At 58.1% G+C, this 20,553-nt stretch carries 16 protein-coding genes and 3 pseudogenes; 5 read left to right on the plus strand and 14 right to left on the minus strand.

Features of this window, described 5'->3' with window-relative positions; translation table 11 throughout:
- The 5 genes and pseudogenes from fliI to fliE all read right to left on the minus strand — a co-directional run.
- A pseudogene (gene fliI, locus AACR14_RS08150) lies at positions 1 to 684 on the minus strand (flagellum-specific ATP synthase FliI); the annotation flags it as partial.
- 52 nt (positions 685 to 736) lie between these two features.
- A complete protein-coding gene (gene fliH / locus AACR14_RS08155) occupies positions 737 to 1,561 on the minus strand; it encodes a flagellar assembly protein FliH (RefSeq protein WP_019445793.1) in 825 nt (274 codons plus the stop codon).
- 68 nt (positions 1,562 to 1,629) lie between these two features.
- A complete protein-coding gene (fliG, locus tag AACR14_RS08160) occupies positions 1,630 to 2,691 on the minus strand; it encodes a flagellar motor switch protein FliG (RefSeq protein WP_005334749.1) in 1,062 nt (353 codons plus the stop codon).
- Positions 2,684 to 4,393, minus strand: a complete 1,710-nt coding sequence (gene fliF / locus AACR14_RS08165; RefSeq protein ID WP_019445794.1) for a flagellar basal-body MS-ring/collar protein FliF — start codon at positions 4,391 to 4,393, stop codon at positions 2,684 to 2,686. Before fliF ends, fliG begins: the two co-directional genes overlap by 8 nt.
- Before the next feature lie 62 nt (positions 4,394 to 4,455).
- The gene (gene fliE / locus AACR14_RS08170) at positions 4,456 to 4,773 is read right to left on the minus strand and encodes a flagellar hook-basal body complex protein FliE (protein ID WP_005353687.1); all 318 of its coding nucleotides are present in this window, start codon (positions 4,771 to 4,773) and stop codon (positions 4,456 to 4,458) included.
- Between the two features lie 154 nt (positions 4,774 to 4,927).
- On the opposite strand from fliE, the gene AACR14_RS08175 reads away from it, so the two are divergent.
- Both AACR14_RS08175 and AACR14_RS08180 read left to right on the plus strand, forming a co-directional pair.
- Positions 4,928 to 5,839, plus strand: a complete 912-nt coding sequence (locus AACR14_RS08175) for an AraC family transcriptional regulator (RefSeq protein ID WP_019445795.1) — start codon at positions 4,928 to 4,930, stop codon at positions 5,837 to 5,839.
- Between the two features lie 66 nt (positions 5,840 to 5,905).
- A complete protein-coding gene (locus AACR14_RS08180; RefSeq protein WP_019445796.1) occupies positions 5,906 to 7,657 on the plus strand; it encodes an amidohydrolase in 1,752 nt (583 codons plus the stop codon).
- Between the two features lie 56 nt (positions 7,658 to 7,713).
- On the opposite strand, the gene befA is transcribed toward AACR14_RS08180, so the two are convergent.
- From befA to AACR14_RS08195, 3 genes are all read right to left on the minus strand, one after another.
- Positions 7,714 to 8,499 carry a beta cell expansion factor BefA gene (gene befA / locus AACR14_RS08185; protein WP_019445797.1) on the minus strand — a complete coding sequence of 262 codons (786 nt, stop codon included), beginning with the start codon at positions 8,497 to 8,499 and terminating at the stop codon, positions 7,714 to 7,716.
- Between the two features lie 213 nt (positions 8,500 to 8,712).
- A complete protein-coding gene (gene pyk / locus AACR14_RS08190) occupies positions 8,713 to 10,152 on the minus strand; it encodes a pyruvate kinase (protein ID WP_005362071.1) in 1,440 nt (479 codons plus the stop codon).
- Between the two features lie 163 nt (positions 10,153 to 10,315).
- A complete protein-coding gene (locus AACR14_RS08195; RefSeq protein WP_005334759.1) occupies positions 10,316 to 11,170 on the minus strand; it encodes a MurR/RpiR family transcriptional regulator in 855 nt (284 codons plus the stop codon).
- A 347-nt stretch (positions 11,171 to 11,517) separates the two neighbouring features.
- Between AACR14_RS08195 and glk the strand changes: the two are divergent.
- A pseudogene (gene glk / locus AACR14_RS08200) lies at positions 11,518 to 12,489 on the plus strand (glucokinase); the annotation flags it as partial.
- Positions 12,490 to 12,694: 205 nt separating this feature from the next.
- Here the strand turns inward: glk and AACR14_RS08205 are convergent.
- Positions 12,695 to 13,195: an SRPBCC family protein gene (locus AACR14_RS08205; RefSeq protein WP_005334766.1), complete on the minus strand. Its 501-nt coding sequence runs from the start codon at positions 13,193 to 13,195 to the stop codon at positions 12,695 to 12,697.
- 160 nt (positions 13,196 to 13,355) lie between these two features.
- On the opposite strand from AACR14_RS08205, the gene AACR14_RS08210 reads away from it, so the two are divergent.
- Entirely contained in the window at positions 13,356 to 13,775 is a 420-nt protein-coding gene (locus AACR14_RS08210) for a GNAT family N-acetyltransferase (protein WP_026034976.1), read from the plus strand.
- Here the strand turns inward: AACR14_RS08210 and AACR14_RS08215 are convergent.
- The 5 genes from AACR14_RS08215 to AACR14_RS08235 form a co-directional block, all read right to left on the minus strand.
- Entirely contained in the window at positions 13,765 to 14,283 is a 519-nt protein-coding gene (locus tag AACR14_RS08215) for a hypothetical protein (RefSeq protein WP_019445799.1), read from the minus strand. The two genes, AACR14_RS08210 and AACR14_RS08215, sit on opposite strands and share 11 nt — an antisense overlap.
- Positions 14,284 to 14,293: 10 nt before the next feature.
- Positions 14,294 to 15,013 (minus strand): winged helix-turn-helix domain-containing protein, encoded by a 720-nt coding sequence (locus tag AACR14_RS08220; protein ID WP_236285266.1) that lies wholly within the window; start codon positions 15,011 to 15,013, stop codon positions 14,294 to 14,296.
- 454 nt (positions 15,014 to 15,467) lie between these two features.
- On the minus strand, positions 15,468 to 16,994 hold the full coding sequence (locus tag AACR14_RS08225) for a methyl-accepting chemotaxis protein (RefSeq protein ID WP_019445800.1): 1,527 nt from the start codon (positions 16,992 to 16,994) through the stop codon (positions 15,468 to 15,470).
- Between the two features lie 64 nt (positions 16,995 to 17,058).
- Positions 17,059 to 17,790 (minus strand): substrate-binding periplasmic protein, encoded by a 732-nt coding sequence (locus AACR14_RS08230; RefSeq protein WP_026034978.1) that lies wholly within the window; start codon positions 17,788 to 17,790, stop codon positions 17,059 to 17,061.
- A 551-nt stretch (positions 17,791 to 18,341) separates the two neighbouring features.
- Complete coding sequence (locus AACR14_RS08235) at positions 18,342 to 19,580, minus strand: uracil-xanthine permease family protein (RefSeq protein ID WP_005334784.1); 1,239 nt, start codon at positions 19,578 to 19,580, stop codon at positions 18,342 to 18,344.
- 306 nt (positions 19,581 to 19,886) lie between these two features.
- Between AACR14_RS08235 and AACR14_RS08240 the strand changes: the two are divergent.
- Positions 19,887 to 20,553: pseudogene (locus AACR14_RS08240) on the plus strand (hypothetical protein); the annotation flags it as partial.

Here is a 20,553-nt window from a genome sequence, read left to right on the forward strand (position 1 = left end):
CGGCGAGGCATCGGCGGGAGCCGCTACCACCACGGAGCGGGCTCGCCCCTCCTCCCCCAGAATGTCTTCAATAAACTCTTTCACTTCCCGGCCCCGTTCACCGATGAGGCCGACCACCACCACATCCGCCACCGAGCCACGGGTCATCATGCCCAGCAGCACCGATTTACCGACACCGGAACCGGCAAACAACCCCATCCGCTGGCCCTGACCCACCGTCAGCACGGCGTTGATGGCGCGTACTCCCACATCCATCGGCTGATGGATCGGGCGACGAGAGAGCGGGTTGATGCGATGCTGGGCAAACTGCACGGTCTGGGAGGAAAGAATGGGGCCGAGGCCATCGAGTGGCTGGCCGATGCCGTCGATGACCCGACCAAGCAGGTTCATCCCAACCGGAATGCCGTGCTCTTCGGTGATGGGCACCACCCGGGCACCGGGGATCACCCCCTTGAGCTGCTCGCTCGGCATCAGATAGAGGCGATCGCCAGAGAAGCCGACCACTTCAGCTTCCAACGTCCCATCAAGGGTATCGATGCGGCAGAGGGCACCGATGGCGGCACGGCAGCCGATGGCTTCGAGGGTCAGCCCCACCACCCGGGTCAATTTGCCGGCAACCGGCGGTTTGGGGGCGCTGTCGCGAACCTTGTACCCTTGCAACCGGTTCAGTAGCGAGCCGCTCATCTGGCCTCCTGAGAGCTAAAAAGTGCAGCCGGACAGCAACGTCCGGTATCGGTTATGGGCGTGGATCCTGCGAAGCCGGTTTCTGCGACGCATTGTCCCGCAAGAAGTTGCGCAGCAACTGATCGATGCGCCCGGAGAGGGTCAAATCGATGCTGGAGAGCTCGGTCGCCAGTTGCAGATCGCCGGGGGAGAGGGTGGGATCGTTTTGCAATCGCCAGTGGCGCTTGGCGCACTCTTCGGCACCAAATGCCTGTTCGATTCGCGCGATATCGTCGGGATGCAGCATCAGAGTTACCCCCTGTTCGGCGGCAGGCAGCAACGCCAGCCCCTCTTTGAGCGCCTCCAGCAAAATGCGGGGGGAGGTCTCCGCTTCGTGACGAATAAGCGCGCGGGCCAGTTGCATCACCAGCGAGACCAACTGCTGCTCCACCGCCTGATCCAGCTCGTTAAGCGGATTGGCAAGGCGGGCGGCGAGCCCCTGCCAGTGGGCAATCTCCTGCTCCACCAGCTCGCGGCCCATGGCCAGCCCCTCCTCGCGCCCCTGTTCGAGACCGGCAGAGTGGCCCTGTTGCAATCCTTCCAGCTTGCCCTCTTCCATACCCTTGGCATAACCGGACTCACGCCCCTCAGCCATCCCCTCTTCCCAGGCTGCCTGACGGATCGCTTCAAGCTCCTCGGCGGTGATGCTGGGGGTCGGCTCCTGTTCGGGCTCCGGCTCCACCACCTCCTCTTCCTGCTGATACCAGTCAGGGGCAAGGCCGAGGGCATTGGTAGGCGCTCCCGCCTCTACCTCGACCTCCATCTCGGGCCAGCCCCAGGTCTCAACCCGGGCATCATCGCCCTCGGGGCGCACATAACCACGCAGTTTGTTGTTCATGCTTTGCGCGGCTCCTCACCACTGCCTGAGGCGGGTTTGGCATCGTAATTCGGTTTATGGGCCATGGCTTAGAGGAACTCCTCGCCGCCACCAGCGCCCAGCATGATTTCGCCGGCATCCGCCAGACGACGGGCGATGGAGAGGATCTCTTTCTGGGCCGCTTCCACTTCGGAGACCCGGATCGGCCCCATGGCCTCCAGATCGTCTGCCAGCATTTCGGCCGCCCGTTTGGACATGTTCTTGAAGATCTTCTCGCGCATCTGATCGTCGGAGCCCTTGAGGGCGCGTTGCAGCAGATCCCCAGGCACTTCCCGCAGCATGGTCTGGATGCCGCGATCGTCCACATCGATGAGGTTTTCGAACACGAACATCAAATCCTGGATCTGCTGGCTCATCTCTTCGTCCGACTCGCGGATGGAGTCCATCAGCTGGCCTTCGATGTTGGTATCCAGGTAGTTCATGATGTTGGCGGCTGCCTTCAGGCCGCCCATCTTGGCTGCCTGGGCACCGGCCGCACCGGCGAACTGTTTCTCCATGATGTCGTTCAACTCTTGCAGTGCCGCCGGTTGTACCTCTTCGAGGTTGGCGATACGCATCACCAGATCGAGGCGCACCTGCTCCGGGAACTGGCTCAGGATCTCGGCGGACTGCTCCGGCTCCAGATAGGAGAGCACGATAGTCTGGATCTGCGGGTGTTCATTCTGGATGATGCTGGCTACCTGACGGGCATCCATCCACTTGAGCGAATCGAGGCCGCGGGCGCCGGAACCGAGAATGATCTGGTCCACCAGGTTGCTCGCCTTGTCCTCGCCAAGGGCCGCCACCAACGCCTTGCGCACGAAGTCTTCGCTGCCGATACCGATGTTGGTGTACTTCTGGATATCGTCGATGAATTGACGGTGCACCGCCGCCACCCGATCGTGACTGAAGTCAGACATGGAGGCCATCGACATACCGAGCCGCTGCACCTGCTTGGGCTCGAGATGACGGAAGATCTGGGCGGCATCCTCTTCATTGAGGCTCAGCATCAGCACCGCAGCCATCTCCATCCCCGACATCTGGTCGAGGATCTGGCGCTGACTGTCGGTGATGTCATTGCCGGTGACTTGACTCTTCTTTTCTTCAGGCATCTTTGTTCGTTACCCATTCTTTAATGACCTGAGCGGCCAGATCCGGCTCGTTCGCCACCAGCGCACGTACCGCCTTGAGCAAGTCTTCGTCACGGTGCAGATCCGGCAGTTTCAGCTGGCCATCGCGGACACCAAATACCTGATCGTTCTCGACTTGCGCTGACAGCAGACTCAACTCGTCGTCGCCCCCCAGTACGGTGTGGTTGTCGAAATCCACTTCCCCTTCCGGTTTGGCATCCGGATAGAGCAGTCGCTTGAGCATGGGGCGAACCACGGTGACGATCAAGACGATGATCACCAGTACCGAGGCGGCAATCCGCACCGCACGCCAGAACCAGGGCTGATCGTAGAGCGGCACTTCGGCCACGGTATCCAGCTCTGGGCGATTGAACGGAATCGCGACCACCTCAAGGGTATCACCACGGGTCACATCAAAGCCAAGGCCACCGCTCAGCAAACGGCGCAATGTATCGAGTTCTGCCTGGGTGCGCGCCTCACGGGTCACTACCCCGTCGGCACCGGGTACCGCTTTGTAATCCACGGCAACCGAAACAGTCATGCGGCGAATGCCTCCCATCTGGCGACGGGTATGGCTGACGGTGGTATCCAGCTCGAAGTTGCGAGTCGCCTCTTTGCGGGAACGGCCCGAAGCGGCAGCGCTGGCACCATCACCACCGGTCGCCTCCTCGGGAATATTGGAGGCGGCAGGGGGCTGGTTGGAGAGTGCACCAGGCACACCACCGTTGCTGCCGCTGGCGCTGTTCTCTTCCATGGTCATCTCGGAGCGCACAGCAGGCAAATCAGGGTTGTAAGTCTTGCGGGTCTGCTCCTGCTGGGAGAAGTCGAGGGAGAGATCCACTTCCGCCGTATAGTTGTCGGCCCCCAGCACCGGGATCAGGATGGCGTCAATTTTTTGTTTGTACTCCAGCTCCTGCTTCTGCTGCATGGCAAACTCTTTGCGAGTCTGGGCCGAGATTGGGTCTTGCGAGCCGGAGTTGAGCAGACGGCCATTCTGGTCGGTGACGGTGACGCGGGTCGGCTCAAGGCCATGTACAGCGGAGGCCACCATATCGACGATGGAGTCCACCTCCCCCTGCCCCAGCGCCGCCCCTTTCAGGTTGAGCACCACGGTGGCACTGGGTTTGCGTTCGTTGCGGGCAAACACGTTGTCTTTCGGAATGGCCAGCAGCACCTGGGCCTTGGCCACATTCTGGAACTGCTCGATGGCGCTCGCCAGTTGGCGCTCGCGGCTCAGCTTCAGACGTTCGCTCTCCATCCGCTGGCTGACGCCGAAACTGGAATCTTTCAGCAGGATATCTTCACCACCGATGTTGCTATCGGTGGCATTGGCAAGACCGGCACGGGTCAGGGCCAACTGGATAGTGGAGTAGTTTTCGGCGTTGACCAGCACGCTCTTGCCATCCACCTCATAGGGGATCTTCTGCTGATCGAGGAAGTCGAGAGTCTTCACCAGCTCCTGGGTGGTGTAGGTGCCGAGGGGACGCATGTCCGGCTCCTTGCCCCACAGCAGGATAAACACCGCAATGGCCAGACAGATGGCAAGCCCCAGGATCAGGGTGATTTGCCGCAGCACATCGGTGTTGGACAGGAAGCCCAGCGCCGAACTCTTCTGCTCATTTTCATCGAGGGCGGCGGTGCCCTCATCGTTTATCAGCAGATCGCCGTTTTGGTCAGTAGCCACGATTTATGTCCTTATTGCTGACATGTTCATGATGTTCAGTCGTCATGGTTTATTGGCGTCGCTTATACCGGCATGTTCATGATGGTTTTGTAGGCATCGACCATCTTGTTGCGCACCTGTACCGTGGCTTCAAAGGCGATGGAGGATTTTTGGCCGGCGATCATCACCTCGGCCAGATCCACCGACTTGTCACCCATATCGAAACGGGTACGCAGGTCATTGGCGGCCCCTTGCAGCTCGTTGACGTTGCCAAGCGCCTGTTGCAGTAGCAGACCAAAGTCGGAGGTTACCTGACGACCGGGTTGTGCCAGCGGCGTTGCGCCTGCTTCGATCTTGAGCGCCTGCATCTCTTGCATCAGGCTGCTTGCACTAATTTCCATTTTCCATCCCCAGACAAATCATTGACGCTGGCATGCAACAAGCAATTAGAGTGCCAATGCGTTAAAAACGCGACGAGGATGAGTGGCCAGACCAGGCCGGACGGGTTCGACAACGGCAGGTGGCTCTGATTAAATCCGACTCTGGCGCCCACTTTTGCTGGCTGGCAAGGAGTCCGCTCTGGATTATCGCAAACCCGTGTTCAAGGCGATGGACTACATCAGCCACCATCTGGATGACAATCCGGGCCTGGATGAGGTCGCAGCGGCGGCGGCCATCTCCACCTTCCACTTCCACCGTATTTTCAAGACGATGGTCGGCGAGACCATTGCCGGATTTACCCGGCGCCTGCGTATGGAGCGCGCTGCCCGTCGCTTGCTCGCCTCCCCCCAGAGCGACATCACCACCCTCGCACTGGCCGCCGGGTTCTCCAGCTCGCAGAATTTCGCCAAAGCCTTTCGCCTGCACTTCGCGATGAGCCCTTCGGAATACCGCCAGCAGCAGGGGGGAAACTGGAAAAGCAAGATTGGAAACGATCCCCTTCCCTTTGACACCTATGATGGCCTGGTCATGCACCCGGTCACCGAACACCCGGGTCTGTTGCAGGGGGCAAGCGTCAGGCAGATGCCCGCCCGGCGCGTGGCGTACATGCGCCGCCTGGGCCCCTATGGCAAAGAGACCTGTGAGCAAGCTCATCGGGATTTGCTCGCGCTGTTCGCCTCAGACGAGGCGATGACACCGGCGGGTACCCTGAGTCTCTATTGGGATATCCCCGATATCACCGATGAGACCCGTTGCCGTACTGACGTCTGCATCGAGCTGGGGCCAGAGCTCCCCGCAGGACGCCAGTTAACCACCCAGATCATCGCCGCGGGCCCCTATGCGGTTTGTCAGTTTATCGCTCGCGGCGATCAACTGGTCGCTTGCTGGGAGACGGCGTTTCGCTGGGTAGTGGGCCAAGGGCTGAACTGCGACGATCGCCCGTGTTACGAGCAATACCACGCAGGCACGGACCCCGACCGGGATCATTACGTGTTTGATATCTGTATCCCGCTGATCAACCGATAAGCCGATACCTCATTTCCATTTACCCACTTCGGTGCCTTCGGGCACCGAAGCGACGGAGTCATGCCCATGAATATCAAAACGCTGTTTCTCGCCAGCCTGCTGGTGACGCTTCCCGCTGCCGCCAATGCCCAGTCACAGAGCCAGACGCTGATCTTTGGCGGCACCATCTACAGTGGTGATCCGGCGAACCCTCACCCGGAAGCGGTCGGCATTGAAGGTAAAAAGATAGTGGCAGTCGGCAGCTATCAGGAGGTCAGCGCCCGCCTCGGCAACCATGCCAAGCGTCTTGATCTGAAAGGAAAGTACCTGATGCCAGGGCTCATCGACAGCCATGTTCATGCGGCATTTGCCGGTTTTCAGGGGATGACGGTTAACTTTCCCGATGCCATGAGTGAGGTTGAGCAGGTGCAGCAATTTCTGACCCGCAGCAAGGATGATCCCCGCCTGACACTGGGCGATGTAGAGCTATACAGCAATGTCTCCCTCGACTACTGGCATCAGCTTCCCCTGCTCGATCAGGTGTTCAATGGCCCGCAATACCGGCAGATCCCGGTAGTGCTGGCAGGTTCGGATGCCCACACCGGTTGGGCCAATCAGGCCATGCTGCGCAAGGCTGACATTGATGCCGACACCCTTGCCGGTCGTTATGCTCCGCTGAAAGGCAATTTTGGCCTCACCCCATCCGGCAAGCTCAATGGCTTTGCCTCGGAAGGCGGCTGGGATGCCATCCTCAAGGCGCTGCCCCCCGTCAGCGACGAGACGATTGCCAGTGCCATCATGACTGCCGCCAAACAACTCAATCAGGTGGGCATTACCGCCTGGATGGACCCTATCAGCAACATTCGCCCCCTTTCGCCCATCTTCAACGCCGAACCGGATCGCCGCGATACCGGCCTGCTGCCGGCGTACAGCATGCTCTCCCGGGAAGGCAAGCTGACCGGACATGTATCCGCACTGGCACTGGTGGGGATACATGCATCACCCGCCATCATTGATGACGTATTGGCGCTGCAACAGCAGTTTCAAGATGCCCCGGACGTTAAAGTGGTGGGGATCAAGATCCTGCAAGATGGTGTCATCGAGTATCCATCCCAGACCGCCAAGTTGAGCGAGCCCTACCTCAACCGTCCCGGTTACAGCGGCAAGGACGATTTGGACAAGCTGCGTTTCAACGAGCTGATCCGCACCTCGGATGCCCATCAACTTATCGCTCACTTTCATGCCATCGGCGATCGGGCCGTCCGTGAATCCCTCGATGCCATCGCCTATGCCCGGACCCACAATCGGGATCACCGCCTGCTGCACAGCATCACCCATCTGGAGGTGGTGAGCCCGGCCAGTATTGCCCGTTTCAAACCGCTCAATGTGGCCGCATCGATGCAACTGTTATGGGCCGGGAAAAACGTGGCGACCACCCTGCTGCTTGAAGGAAAAGTGCCCCCGGCACTGCTAGCCCGCCTCTATCCGGCAGGCAGCTTGCTGCAAAGCGGCGCCATTATCGCCGGTGCCAGTGACTGGCCGGTCTCCAGCCCCAACCCTTTCCTCGCCATGTATACCGCGATCACTCGTCAAGGGGAGCTTGGCTTGCTGCCCCCCGCCAGCGAGCAGATCAGCCGTCAGGCCATCTTGCAGGCCTATACCCTCAACGCCGCCAAGGTAATTGGACGGGAGAAAGAGATTGGCTCCATCAGCGCGGGCAAGAGTGCTGACCTGATCTTGCTGGATCGCAATCTGGAACAGGTAGCAAGCGAAGAGCTCAAGGAGACCAAGGTGCTCTGGACCATGTTCAAGGGCAAGCAGGTCTATTCAGCCCACTGACACCGAGAGAACAAACAGGCCCGCACTGCGGGCCTGTTGGCGAGATCACGACAGGATTAGCGACTCGTTTCAGTCAAGTCCTTGTCAATCCAGTACTTGGAGCCGGAGATATTGGCATCGAGCAGCAAGCCCTTCTCGCCAATCTGGTAGATGGCCATGCCGCCGTTGTATTTGGCGGTCAGCTCGGCGCTCTCCTTGCCGGCCACCACACCCACTTCGGAGGTAGCTTCCCACCCCTGGGTCACGAAGGTATCGAATCTGGCCTTGTCTTCAAACAGGATCACCTGCTGATAAAACTTGCCGCCAATCCCGGCCGCCAGACCCGCACCAAACATCTTCATATAGGTGTGCTTGCCGGTTTTGCGATTGACCGCCACCCCGGCCCCCTGATTGGTATGCAGCATCAGGGAGAACTTGCGCGAATCGAACACCGCATAGCCATAAGCCTTGTCAAACAACAACTTGGCTGATGGCTGCTCGTTGAATAACCGGATCAGCGCAGTGTCGGCCATGGTATTGAGCGCGATCCTCGCCTCTTTCGCCGTCTTGGGGTTGAGCATCTCGTTGAGCTCCTTGTCGGCCGCCTTCAGCCACTCCTTACCGGTCGCGATGCTCTTGTCGGTCCAGACCCCGGCGGTATTGAAGGCATCCTCCCCCCAGGCCGAGATGGAAGCCCAGCTCTTTTTGGAAAAATCGCTGACATCCTGCCACACCTCCTTGCTGGTCTCGCTCACTGCCGCTCCCAGATCGGACGCTGCGGCCTTGAGCTTGGCCCAGTCGGCATAACAAGGTGAGAAGGCCAGACTCAGTGACAGGGCCAGCAACCAGTTACGCTTGTTCATTTTTTCACTCCCGTATTGTCGAGTGTCTGGGTTACCTGGGGCGATCACCTACAACAGGCTACCCGCTGAAAATCACTCCCGCATTATCGGAAGGGGAATCCGGTTAAGCAATCATTGAGTCCTGTTTATACCGCCACAGCCCGACTGCGGTTAACAAAAAGGCTGCTCATCAAAGAGGAGCAGCCTTGTTAAGCACAGTAAAACCGGACGGGCTTATTCGACCATCATCACCTTGCAGGTGTTGGTACTGCCCACGGTTTCCATCTTGTCACCGTGAGTCAGCAGCACCATGTCGCCGCTTTGCAGCAGCCCCTTCTCCTTGAGCACGGCCAGCGCGTCGCGGCACACTTCGTAGACCGGTTTGGTCTCGTCACCGTCAAACATCACCGGAGTGACGCCACGGTAGAGGTTGGTCCAGGCCAGGGTCTTGTTGTGGGGAGACATGGCGAAGATCGGCAGACCGGAGCTGATACGGGACATCAGCAGCGGCGTGGTACCGGACTCGGTCAGTGCCACGATCGCCTTCACCCCTTCCAGGTGGTTGGCCGCATACATGGTGGACATGGCCACCGCCTCTTCTACCGAGGTGAAGGTGTAGCTCATGCGGTGGTTGGAGACGTTCAGGCTCGGGTGCTTCTCGGCACCGACACAGACGCTCGCCATGGAGGTCACGGTCTCGATGGGGAACTGACCGGCAGCAGTCTCGGCGGAGAGCATCACCGCATCGGTACCATCCAGCACGGCGTTGGCCACGTCCATGACCTCTGCACGAGTCGGCAGCGGCGCGTTGATCATCGACTCCATCATCTGGGTAGCGGTGATCACCACACGGTTCAAACGACGGGAGTGGCGGATCAACTTCTTCTGTACGCCAACCAGCTCGGGGTCACCGATCTCGACACCCAGATCGCCACGGGCGACCATCACAGCATCGGAACCGAGGATGATGTCTTCCATCGCCTCATCGGTGGCGACGGTTTCGGCGCGCTCAACCTTGGCCACGATCTTGGCATTGGAACCGGCTTCGCGGGCCAGCTCGCGGGCATAACGCAGGTCATCGCCACAACGGGGGAAGGAGACAGCCAGATAGTCCACATTCATGCGGGCAGCGGTCTTGATGTCTTCCTTGTCTTTCTCGGTCAGGGCCGGAGCGGAGAGACCGCCCCCTTTCTTGTTGATGCCCTTGTTGTTGGAGAGCGGCCCGGCCACGGTCACCGTGGTGTGAATGCGGGTGCCTTCAACCTGCTCGACCTTCAGCTGCACACGGCCATCGTCCAGCAGCAGGATGTCGCCCTGAACCACATCGTCTGGCAGGCTCTTGTAATCGATGCCAACCTGCTCCTGGCAACCCTCACCCTTGCCGAGTGCCGCGTCGAGAATGAACTTGTCACCGATGGCCAGATAAATTTTGCCATCCTTGAAAGTGGAAACACGGATTTTCGGGCCTTGCAGATCACCCATGATGGCGACGTGACGACCGAGCTTGGCAGCAATGTCACGCACCTGATTGGCGCGCAGGATATGGTCTTCAGCAGTGCCGTGAGAGAAGTTCATCCGCACCATGTCGGCCCCGGCGCGGATGATCCCTTCGAGGATCCCTTCGCGGTCGGTAGCCGGACCGAGTGTGGTTACAATCTTTGTACGTCTAGGCATGAAAGACTCCAATATGAAGTTGATATGACTTGAGATTCTGCCCCATCAAGCCCATGGCTCGATGCACCCGTTTACAAACCATCTGGGTGGTTTTTGTTATTAAATTACAATACTACACCAAGGCGGGTGGCATAGACAGTCGGGGGCCGGAGCCCCCGACGGTTCAGGAAGAGTGCGGGGTTTCGAAGCGGGATTCGCGCAATCCCTCTTTTACTTTCTTCAGATTTTCGCGAAATTTCATCCCCCGGCGCAGAGTAAAACCGGTCGCCAGCACATCCACCAGCGCCAGTTGGGCGATGCGGGATGCCATCGGCATATAGACATCGGTATCTTCCGGCACATCCATGGAGAGCACCAGATTGCACTCGCGGGCCAGCGGGGAGTCCTTGGCGGTCATACCGATCACGGTGGCGTCGTTCTCGCGGGCCAGCGCGGCGATCTCGACCAGCGCCTTGGTGCGGCCGGTGTGGGAGATCAGCACCACCACATCCCCTTCGCTGCTGTTGATGCAACTCATGCGCATCATGACGATATCGTCAAAGCTCACTACCGGAATGTTGAAGCGAAAGAATTTGTTCTGGGCATCGCGGGCAACGGCGGAGGAGGCGCCAAGGCCGAAGAAGCTGATCTTCTTGGACTGGGTCAGGATATCGACGCAGCGGTTGATGGCAGAGATATCCAGGCTGTTTTTGGCGGCATCCAGACAAGCCATGGTGGATTCGAAGATCTTGGCGGTATAGGTATCCGGCCCATCTTCCGCTTCCACATGACGATTGACGTAAGGGGTGCCATTGGCCAGGCTCTGGGCCAGATGGAGTTTGAAATCAGGAAAGCCCTTGGTATCGAGACGGCGGCAAAAGCGGTTGACGGTCGGTTCACTGACGTCGGCCATCTTGGCCAGAGCAGCGATGCTGGAGTGGATGGCGGTCTGGGGAGACGCCAGGATCACCTCGGCAACCTTGCGTTCTGATTTACTGAAACTTTCCAAGTTGTTCGTAATTTTATCAAGGGTATTCATCATCACCACCAGGCGTTTTTGTAATTTAGCTTCAGTGTCTTTGCACTCAATCTACGGCTAAGCAAGTTTCCATTCAAGCTAAGGACTATACAAGACAAGCGGTTATGGCAACTAACGCCTGCCATACAAAGTATGACTCATCTCTAATTATTTCGTACTTTTCGTTACAAAACGTCACCTAGCCATGAAAGCGCTTACAAATGTTGCAAAGCAACAACACTGTGAGCAGGCGCACGTTTGTATCGATCCGGCGGGTGAGCAAGCCTGAGCTCGGATAGAATGGGCCGTCATAATCCAACAATAATCTCGGGACACCAGAGTCGTCCCCATCCTGTAACGAAGGAGTTGTTATGCAGCATACCCATGCGCTGGTCGGCGATGTCGGCGGCACCAATGCGCGTCTGGCCCTGTGTGAGCTGGCCACCGGTACTATCTCTCAGGCAAAGACCTACTCAGGTCTGGCCCATCCCAGCCTTGAAGCCGTGGTACGCCTCTATCTGGAAGAACACAAGGTACAGGTGGCTGAAGCCTGCATCGCCATCGCCTGCCCCATCAACGGTGACTGGGTTGCCATGACCAACCACAGCTGGGAGTTCTCCATCAGCGAGATGCAGAGCAATCTCGGGCTGGCACGCCTGCAAGTGATCAACGACTTTACCGCCGTCTCGATGGCGGTGCCGGTATTGGCTGAATCGGATCGCATCCAGCTGGGCGGCGCGGCGCCAGTGGCTGGTAAGCCCATCGCCATCTATGGTGCGGGCACCGGCCTTGGGGTCGCCCATCTGGTCAAGGCGGGTGAGCAGTGGCTGAGCCTGCCGGGTGAAGGTGGTCATGTGGATTTTGCTGCCAACACCGAAGAGGAAGATGCGGTGCTGCAAGTAATGCGAGGCGAATTGGGCCATGTCTCGGCAGAGCGTTTCCTCTCCGGCCCGGGCCTGGTCAATCTCTATCGCGGGCTGGTGAAATCCGATGGCCGTGAGCCAGAACCGTTTGCCCCCAAAGACATTACCGAGCGCGCACTGGCCGGGGAGTGCCTCGATTGCCGTCGCACCCTGAGCCTGTTCTGCGTGCTGATGGGCCGCTTTGCCGGCAATCTGGCCCTCAATATGGGTACCTTTGGCGGCGTCTATATCGCAGGTGGTATAGTGCCGCGCTTCCAGGAGTTCTTTACCGGTTCCGGTTTCCGGGTCGCCTTTGAAGACAAGGGGCGCTTCAAGTCCTACCTCAAGGAGATCCCGGTGTTCCTAATCACCCATGAAGGGCCGGGGCTACTCGGTGCGGGCGCTTACTTGCGCCAGTCGATGGGAATCACTATCTGATTGAAGAGGGGAACGAGGCGGGATCATCCATGGTTCAGCCTCGATTCAGTGTGAATGGCATAAAGTAGCCGCACGTAACCAAGAGGGTTGTGCTTCACAAGGAGTGGAAAGCGACTCTCATCCGCTGGATACGTTTGTCACCTGACAAGCCTGAACTGTTTCAACCGGCCTTTTGGCCGGTTTTTTTTATGTCTGATATCCGGGATTACTGGGCCAGCGCCTTCAGCTGCGCCTTGTCGGGAGGATTGTTCCAGTCGATGGGACCGTGGGTAAAACGGTACTGCAACCGTGGCAGGCTGGTCTCCAGCCACTCTTCCCGAAAATAGGCATAACCCTGATCCCAATCCGGATCATTGGCCCAACCGCTCTGCAGGAAGTAGAGGCGAGTGCCCTGCCCTTCCGGCACAAAGCGCAGGCAAACCTGGGTCTTTTGCTGGCGGATATGGGGCAGGCTGGGCGGGAAATTCCAGCTGAAACTGAGCAGGTCATAGGGCATGACGGCCATGACCCGGCACCCTTCGCTGCCACGTTCACCCAGCGGGGCATCAGGCCTGAAGTAGATCTCGAAAGGACCATTCGGTTCGGCCACCATCAAACATTCGGGAGCCAGAAAACTGCGCAGACCGCTTTCGGTAGTCCAGGCGTGCCAGACATCGTCTATGTGCGCCGGAACAAAAATGTTGCCTTCAATCAGTTTATTGTCCATAAATCAGCGATCCTCAAGCCATCCATACAAGGGACTCCGGCAGTATAGCCCCATGGCAAATACAATGGACAGTGCTTAATCACACCCTTGTCATTTGCATCGATTAACCTGCCGCCGTGCAGCTGCCTCAATGAACATTGGCTTGATCCGGGAGGGCATCATGATCCGGCTCATGGAAGAACACGACATTCCACAACTGGCTCGGCTGTTTTTGAAAAGCCGCCGCCACACCTTTCACTGGGTCGATCCCGCCCGTTTCCAACTCGAGGATTTCGAGGAACAGACCAAAGGTGAACAGGTGTGGGTAGCCGAGCAGGGGGGCAATATCTGCGGCTTTATCGCCATCTGGCAGCCCGATCACTTCGTCCATCACCTCTATGTGTCAAGCGACTGGCACGGCCAGGGGATAGGGCGCGCCCTGCTGGAGCGGGGCCTCGCTGATTCGCCGCACGGCTCGCTCAAGGTTGCGACCCGCAACACGGCGGCAGTAGCCTTCTACCATAGGCTGGGCTGGCAAAACAGTGATGAGACAGGCCACTGCGATATCACCGGCCCCTGGTGCAAGTTGCTTAGAAGCTAGCGGGACGCCCGGCACCTGCGCTTTGCGGCTGAACAGGCACCAGCGGTGCCGGGGGGAAGAACCAGCGGTAGAGATCGAACCACCCATCTCGCTGGGCAATCACGACCTCATGCACCGGATCGCGCTGGAAAATTGCCACCTTGTTTTCGGTCAGCGGCACCCAGGCATAGTTGACCAGCGCATATTGCGACTGGATCAGGTTGTACTCATTGAGATAGGAGTCATCGTTACCCGATTCGTGCAGTTGGGTACGACTGTCGATGAGGTAGACAAGCTGGTTGAAGAAGGTCAGTTGAAAACCGGTCACCCGCCACTTCTCTCTGGTCGCCTCCTCCTCTTCGATCACGGTGATTTTGCCCCAGCGGCACACCCCGTGATAGTTAACTCCATTGGCTGACATTTTCAGGTCGTAATGGCAGCCCAGACTGTTGATCAACATCCCGACCACAAACAGCAGCACGACAAGCAGTGGCAACAGCAGCAAGGTATTTTTCAGCGTTCGTTTCATCAGAGATCCCTTACAGCGTTTTTTCGAGCTCTTTATAGGAGAGCACGCGAACCTGGTGGCCGGAGACCAGCACCAGCGATGCCGGTTTGACTGGTGGCACATCGCTCCGTGCCTCCATCTGGCAAACAACGCCGGTCGGCGAGTTGGTGCAGTGCACATGGAGCCACTCGAAATGGAGATAGCTGGCGACAAACACCACCAGCACAACCAGTAGCAGATTGACGTATATCAGGCTCCTGACCAACATTGGCCGCCCGATACCGCTGAGAAAGGCAAGTTTGGCCCGCTCACCAAAAGAACTGGGAGCGGCGGCAGCAGGATCTTTGATGACCTCGTGGTCGGAGCTTGATGGTGTCGACGGTGGCTGCGCAGCAGCTGCAGGCGTGGGCTCGCTCATCGGCTCGGGCAAGGGCTCACTCTCTGTTGGCAGTGCCTTGCCGTAATAGCTCTTCATCTTGCAGTTCAGATGCAGAGAGTACCCTTTTTTCGGGGTACTTCTGATATCCAGCGTCTGGGGGGATGAGGTGAAGTGGCGACGAATATTGGCGATAGCCACGTTCAGGGAGTTGGGGCTGATGGGGCGACCCAACCAGCCGATATCGAGCAACAGATCCTTGTCGCACACCTCGTCATGGTGATCGAGCAGATAGCTGAAAATGAGGCTCTCTGCCGATGACAAGCGCACCACCCGGGCGCTTTGCAAGTTGTCCTTGTCGGCACAGAAGATCAACTCTCGCCTTTTGACATCAAAGACATAATCACCGAAGTGATAGGCTGATATGTTATTGCCTGGCGCAACCCCCGTCATACCAACCACCTGTTATTTGCATTCATCATGAAGAAGATGGGATTCCACACCTGATAAAGCCAGATGGCGGCTCAGGACTCGCTGTAATTAAACGAAATTCTAAAGGGTCGGGATCAGCGGCACAATAGATACAGGCAGGCATGAGCGGGGAAAATGAAAATATGCGTCCAGCGCTGTCGGACAGCATATCGGGCAGAGCATGATGTTGCGAGTTTCGCGTATCACGGTCACGCCAATCTCAGCTGAACAGTGACATGGGTATGACGAAAAGCGCTGCTGGACAAGGCCCCTTGCCCCTCACAACATCTCGCAGCGCTCACAATAAAGGGAACCTTACCTGCCCCGCAGGATGATCCAACGGGGCGAAGTGAACTGACTAGACCCGAAACTGCTTGAGCAGGGTGTCGAGCTGGGCCGACAGCTGCCGCAGATCGCTGCTGGCTTCGGCAACCTGTGCCACTCTGGCCGCACTCTCGCTGTTGAGCGTCGCAATCCGGTTGACGCTGTGGCTGACCGCCTCCGCCACCGAGTGTTGTTCTTCCGATGCCTGGGCGATATACATGTTCATCTCGCGGATCAGGCTGACCTGATTTTTAATCTTCTCCACCGATATCTGCACATCTGCCGCCTCGATGCCGGCGCGGGATGCCTTCTCCTGACTCTGTTGCATGCCGGCCCCGACATTCTGGGTCGCTTGCTGCAACCGCTTGATACTGGCACTGATCTCCTCTGTCGACTGGCGAGTACGGCCCGACAAGGTGCGTACCTCATCCGCCACCACCGCAAAACCGCGCCCCTGATCACCCGCCCGCGCAGCCTCGATGGCCGCGTTGAGGGCAAGCAAATTGGTCTGCTCGGCAATGCCGTTGATCACCTCGATGATGGTGCCAATGCTGCTGCTTTCGGTCGAAAGGGTACGCATCAGGGTGGCGACCCGCTCCACCTCCCCCACCAGTTGATGGATGGCCTCATTGGCATGGCCCGCCAGATTGTAACCCTGCTCCACATAGAGGTTGGCCTCATCGGTAGCGCCAGAGGTTTTCACCGCGTTACCAGCAACTTCCTGCACTGCCTGACTCATTTCGGTAATGGCGGTAGCGACCTGATCCAGCTCGGATTGCTGGGCGTCACTGCCTACCCGGGTATCTGCCGAGAGGGAGTCACAGAGTTCAGCGGTTTGCAACACACCGGCAGAGAGCTCGTTGATCTCCGCCACCATCTCCTGCAACTTGGCAATAAAGTGGTTGATGTTGGTGGCCAACGCGCCCATCTCATCCTGACGGCTGATCTTCAGACGCCGGGTCAGATCCCCCTCTCCTTTGGCCAGATCGAACACCGCCTGATTCATCTGGTGAAGCGGCCTGAGCACATTGCGATGAATCAGCACCATCAGCAGCGCGATGATGCAGAGATCGAGCACAAGGATCTGCCAGACGGTGGTGATCAACTGCTGCCGCAGTTGGGCCTGAATGGCAGCATCACTGGTTTGCACCAGCAATCGGGCCACGGTGTTTTTCTGGCCGCTGTCGTCATAGACCAGATCATACCCCCCGTAGGCAGACACATCGGCAGGCATGGCTGTCACGGGGGCAATGCTCCCCGCCGTGTCACGGGCAAACCCGGCCACCAGCTTGTCCTTGTTGACCACCAGCAAAGCACTCAGGATATCGGCCGCCAGCTCGGACTTGAGCGATGCCTCGATGAAGGCCGATTCATAATTCCACAGCGGGCCAGGCAGGGAGAGCTGCAGCCGTCCGATGGCCTGCTCGACCAGCGCACTCTGTTTGCTGTAGCTCTCCGCCCTGACCGCGTGGTAGTTGTAAGCGCCAAACAACACCAGTAGCAGACTCACCGACAGGGAGGTCAACACGGCAATCCTGAACGTCAGACTTTTCCAATCCATGGTTTCCTCCCGGTTTTACGGCAGCCGGCGCAGTGCTATTGAGCGGCACTTGCTATTGGTACTGTTACTGGTACTTGGCATTGATCTTGTCGATGGTGCCATCCGCCTTCATGGCAGCGAGGATCTCGTTAAGCTTGGTGATGAGCTCATCGGGCGTATCCTTGTTAAACGCCAAGCTCATCTGGGTTTCCTTGAACACGAAGACCGGCTTGGGTGAGGCCACCTTCTCCTTGCTGGCCAGATAGGGGGCCAGATACTGGCCGGTAGCCCAGAGATCGATGCGGCCCGCCTCCAGTTTTTTCACGTTGGCGGTATCGTTGGCCGCCAGCTGCAACTTGGCAAATCCCTGGGCCTTGAGATATTCGGCGGCCGCATCACCGTTATAGCCACCCACCGAATACTGCTTGGCATCTTCCAGCGACTTGACCGTGATATTGGCGGTCGAACTGGAGAAAAACACCCAGTTGTTATTGACCAGTGGCCCTACCCACTTGAACAGTGCTTCCCGCTCCGGAGTGCGGGTTGTGGAATAGAGGGCGGTATTAGGAGTACCGAGGGTATCTTCGTACGCCCGTTTCCAGGGCATCAGGGTCAGCTTGTATTCGACCCCGGCACGCTTGAACAGCTCTTCGACCACCTCGGTCGACAGCCCGATAATCTTGCCCCCCTCACCCTGCATGTTGAATGGCGGGTAATCCTCGGTCATCACGTTCAGTGGCGCAGCCTGAACAGCGCTTATCGCCATCATGGAAGAGACTGAAAAAATTGCACTTTTCCACAGCAGTTGATAGTTCATTGCAACCTCGCTTTGCTTGCCATTCATCCCTGAACATCCGCCGTTACCGATGGCGGTGCACGTCTGACCCGCTGGGGTCATGCCGGCTTTCACGGCTCGCCGCCCACCCATGTGCAGCAGCAAACAGATCCGGATTTTGCCTGTGCGCAACGAAACGCAACCGGCGAGGCAGGCTCACAACAAATCGAGGTGGAAACATGCCAGTGCAGCATAAGGGGAGTGCGGAGTGGGGCGGATAAGCCTCTGCCATACAACAGCGCCGTGGCAAAGAAAAAGCGCATCGTTTTATGACAGGGGTCTGGGAGAGAAATGATATAAAACGCCAACATCCATTTTCCCATACTGCTCGAGGAGACCTCAGAGCCAAACCTGTCCTTTAGCTAAGGCCACGAAAAGAGATACGTCAAATGAGAATGCTAACCCCCTCATCTGCTTCCAGATTAGATTCCAGATGAGCTCCGCCGAGCCACAAAGTGGCGCGAGATACCCGAAAAACAGAAGGCCACCGCGAGGTGGCCTTCTCCAAATCAACAATCAACGTCTGGTGAAACTCAGTCCTTGGCCGCGTCCATCACACCTTCTTCGGAGTGCGCAGGCAGGATCAGGTTGAGCAGGATGGCGGCAACAGAGGCCAGGCCAACGCCGGCCAGCGCGAAGTCGCCAATCTTCATCTCCAGCGCACCGACACCGACGGTCAGAGTCACTGCGACGATGGCGATATTGCGTGACAGTCCCAGATCCACCTTGGATTCCACCAGCGTCTTGAGTCCGATGGCAGCGATGGATCCGAACAGCAGCAGCATGATACCGCCCATCACCGGCATCGGGATGGAGGTAAGCAGCGCATTGAACTTGCCGAAGAAGGCCAGAATGATGGCAAACACCGCAGCCCAGGTCATGGTGACCGGATTGAAGTTGCGAGTGATCATCACGGCACCGGTCACTTCGGCGTAGGTGGTCACGGGTGGGCCACCGATGAAACCGGCGAAGCAGACGCCGATGCCGTCACCGGCCAGCGTACGGTGCAAACCCGGATCCTTGGTGTAATCCTTGCCAGTCACGCCACCAATCGCCAACACGCCACCGATATGCTCGATACAGGGAGCGATGGCTACCGGCAACATGAACAACGCAGCAGCCCAGTTGATCTCCGGGGTTTCGAAGTGGGGCAGCGCCAACCAGGGGGCGTTCACCATGCCATCGAAACTCACCTGGCCCATGAAGACCGCCGAGACATAACCGGCAATCACGCCGCACAGGATGGGGATCAGCTTGATCCACCCCTTGCAAAACACAGCTGCAATCAGGGTGACCGCCAGCGAGATACCGGCCAGTGTCAGCGCAGTTCCCGCAGGAACCACCTGCTCACTACCGGCGCGGCCCATCGCCATGTTGCAGGCAACCTGCGCCACAGAAAGACCGATCACCATGATCACCGGGCCAATCACCACGGGCGGCAGCAATTTGTGCACAAAGCCCATCCCTTTTGCCCGGATCAGCGCAGCCAGAATGAAATACATGAAACCGGCGGCAAACAGGCCAAACATGGTGGATGGCAATCCCCAGGTCTGGGTGGCGTAGATGATGGGAGCGATGAAGGCAAAGCTGGAACCGAGGAAAATCGGGACCTGGCGGCGGGTGCAGAGCTGGAACAACAGGGTGCCCACACCGGCGCCAAGCAGGGCCATGGAGGGGTTCAATCCGGTGAGCAGGGGCACCAGAACCATGGCGCCGAAGGCGACAAACAGGATTTGCAGCCCGGCGACACTTTGCTTGACTAAGGAAAACATGGATGTCCTTAATTTTTTGATAACTGATGGGGATATTTATCACTTTTCAGTTATCACAAGACTTTTCCAAGGCACAAAATGAACACAAATACGTCACTTGTTGCCTTTTACTGCTTGGGAAGGGCATGAAACTGGCTTTTTAGGCGGGATTCGTTGCTACAAGCATCGAGTATGCGATTTTACGCATTATTGTGACGAACGCCAATCGTTTTTCCATCATGTTTATTGTGTTCATGGTCAAAAATGCCGCCGCCAGGGGCGCGCTCTATAATGGATCCTGTGAATCAAGATGGACAAGGAGTCCCCATGTCACAGCCCCCATTCAAGGCCAGCCAGCGCAGATTGCTTATTGGCTCGGCCATCGCACTCGCCCTGTTTGCGAACCCGTTCAGTTATGATTTCGCCCAAAATGAGTGGCAAATGAATCAGGCCTATGCCAAGTCCTGCTTTATCGCCGGCACTCGCATCACGATGGCCGATGGTTCCACCCGCCCCATAGAAACGCTCCGGGTCGGTGAACAGGTGCTAGATCAGCACGGCGGCAGTAACCGGATCCTGGCGGTCGAACGGGTCATACTGGGCAAGCGCAGACTCTACGGGATCAATGATCTGCCCCCATTTTTTACCGCAGAGCACCCTCTGCTGACCACGCGGGGCTGGGCGGCCATCTCACCGGCCATGACCCGAACCGAAAACCCGCAACTGGCGGTGCTGCCGCTATTTACCGGCATGCAGATAATGTGTCGCCCGGCACCTGCCATGGTGACGGGCAATCTGGCCCTGCAACCCCAGCCGGAATTACTGCTGGTTGAGTCACTCTGCTGGATCGAGGCATCTCCCACTACCGCACTCTTCAATCTGCTGCTCGATGGCAGCCACAGCTACATCGCCAATGAGCTGATCGTTCACAACAAAGATGGCGATGGTGGCAGTGGGGGCAGCAGTGGTGGAGGCAGCAACAGCGGCGGTGGCA

Origin of the sequence: Aeromonas sp. 159 (genome assembly GCF_963862045.1) — a bacterium.
GTDB lineage: Bacteria > Pseudomonadota > Gammaproteobacteria > Enterobacterales > Aeromonadaceae > Aeromonas > Aeromonas veronii.

What these genes read in the sequence shown, in the direction of transcription:
- fliH (WP_019445793.1), bottom strand. Translation starts at nt 1,561, where the DNA reads ATGAACAACAAACTGCGTGGTTATGTGCGCCCCGAGGGCGATGATGCC.
- fliG (WP_005334749.1), bottom strand. Translation starts at nt 2,691, where the DNA reads ATGCCTGAAGAAAAGAAGAGTCAAGTCACCGGCAATGACATCACCGAC.
- fliE (WP_005353687.1), bottom strand. Translation starts at nt 4,773, where the DNA reads ATGGAAATTAGTGCAAGCAGCCTGATGCAAGAGATGCAGGCGCTCAAG.
- AACR14_RS08180 (WP_019445796.1), top strand. Translation starts at nt 5,906, where the DNA reads ATGAATATCAAAACGCTGTTTCTCGCCAGCCTGCTGGTGACGCTTCCC.
- befA (WP_019445797.1), bottom strand. Translation starts at nt 8,499, where the DNA reads ATGAACAAGCGTAACTGGTTGCTGGCCCTGTCACTGAGTCTGGCCTTC.
- pyk (WP_005362071.1), bottom strand. Translation starts at nt 10,152, where the DNA reads ATGCCTAGACGTACAAAGATTGTAACCACACTCGGTCCGGCTACCGAC.
- AACR14_RS08195 (WP_005334759.1), bottom strand. Translation starts at nt 11,170, where the DNA reads ATGAATACCCTTGATAAAATTACGAACAACTTGGAAAGTTTCAGTAAA.
- AACR14_RS08205 (WP_005334766.1), bottom strand. Translation starts at nt 13,195, where the DNA reads ATGGACAATAAACTGATTGAAGGCAACATTTTTGTTCCGGCGCACATA.
- AACR14_RS08210 (WP_026034976.1), top strand. Translation starts at nt 13,356, where the DNA reads ATGATCCGGCTCATGGAAGAACACGACATTCCACAACTGGCTCGGCTG.
- AACR14_RS08215 (WP_019445799.1), bottom strand. Translation starts at nt 14,283, where the DNA reads ATGAAACGAACGCTGAAAAATACCTTGCTGCTGTTGCCACTGCTTGTC.
- AACR14_RS08225 (WP_019445800.1), bottom strand. Translation starts at nt 16,994, where the DNA reads ATGGATTGGAAAAGTCTGACGTTCAGGATTGCCGTGTTGACCTCCCTG.
- AACR14_RS08230 (WP_026034978.1), bottom strand. Translation starts at nt 17,790, where the DNA reads ATGAACTATCAACTGCTGTGGAAAAGTGCAATTTTTTCAGTCTCTTCC.
- AACR14_RS08235 (WP_005334784.1), bottom strand. Translation starts at nt 19,580, where the DNA reads ATGTTTTCCTTAGTCAAGCAAAGTGTCGCCGGGCTGCAAATCCTGTTT.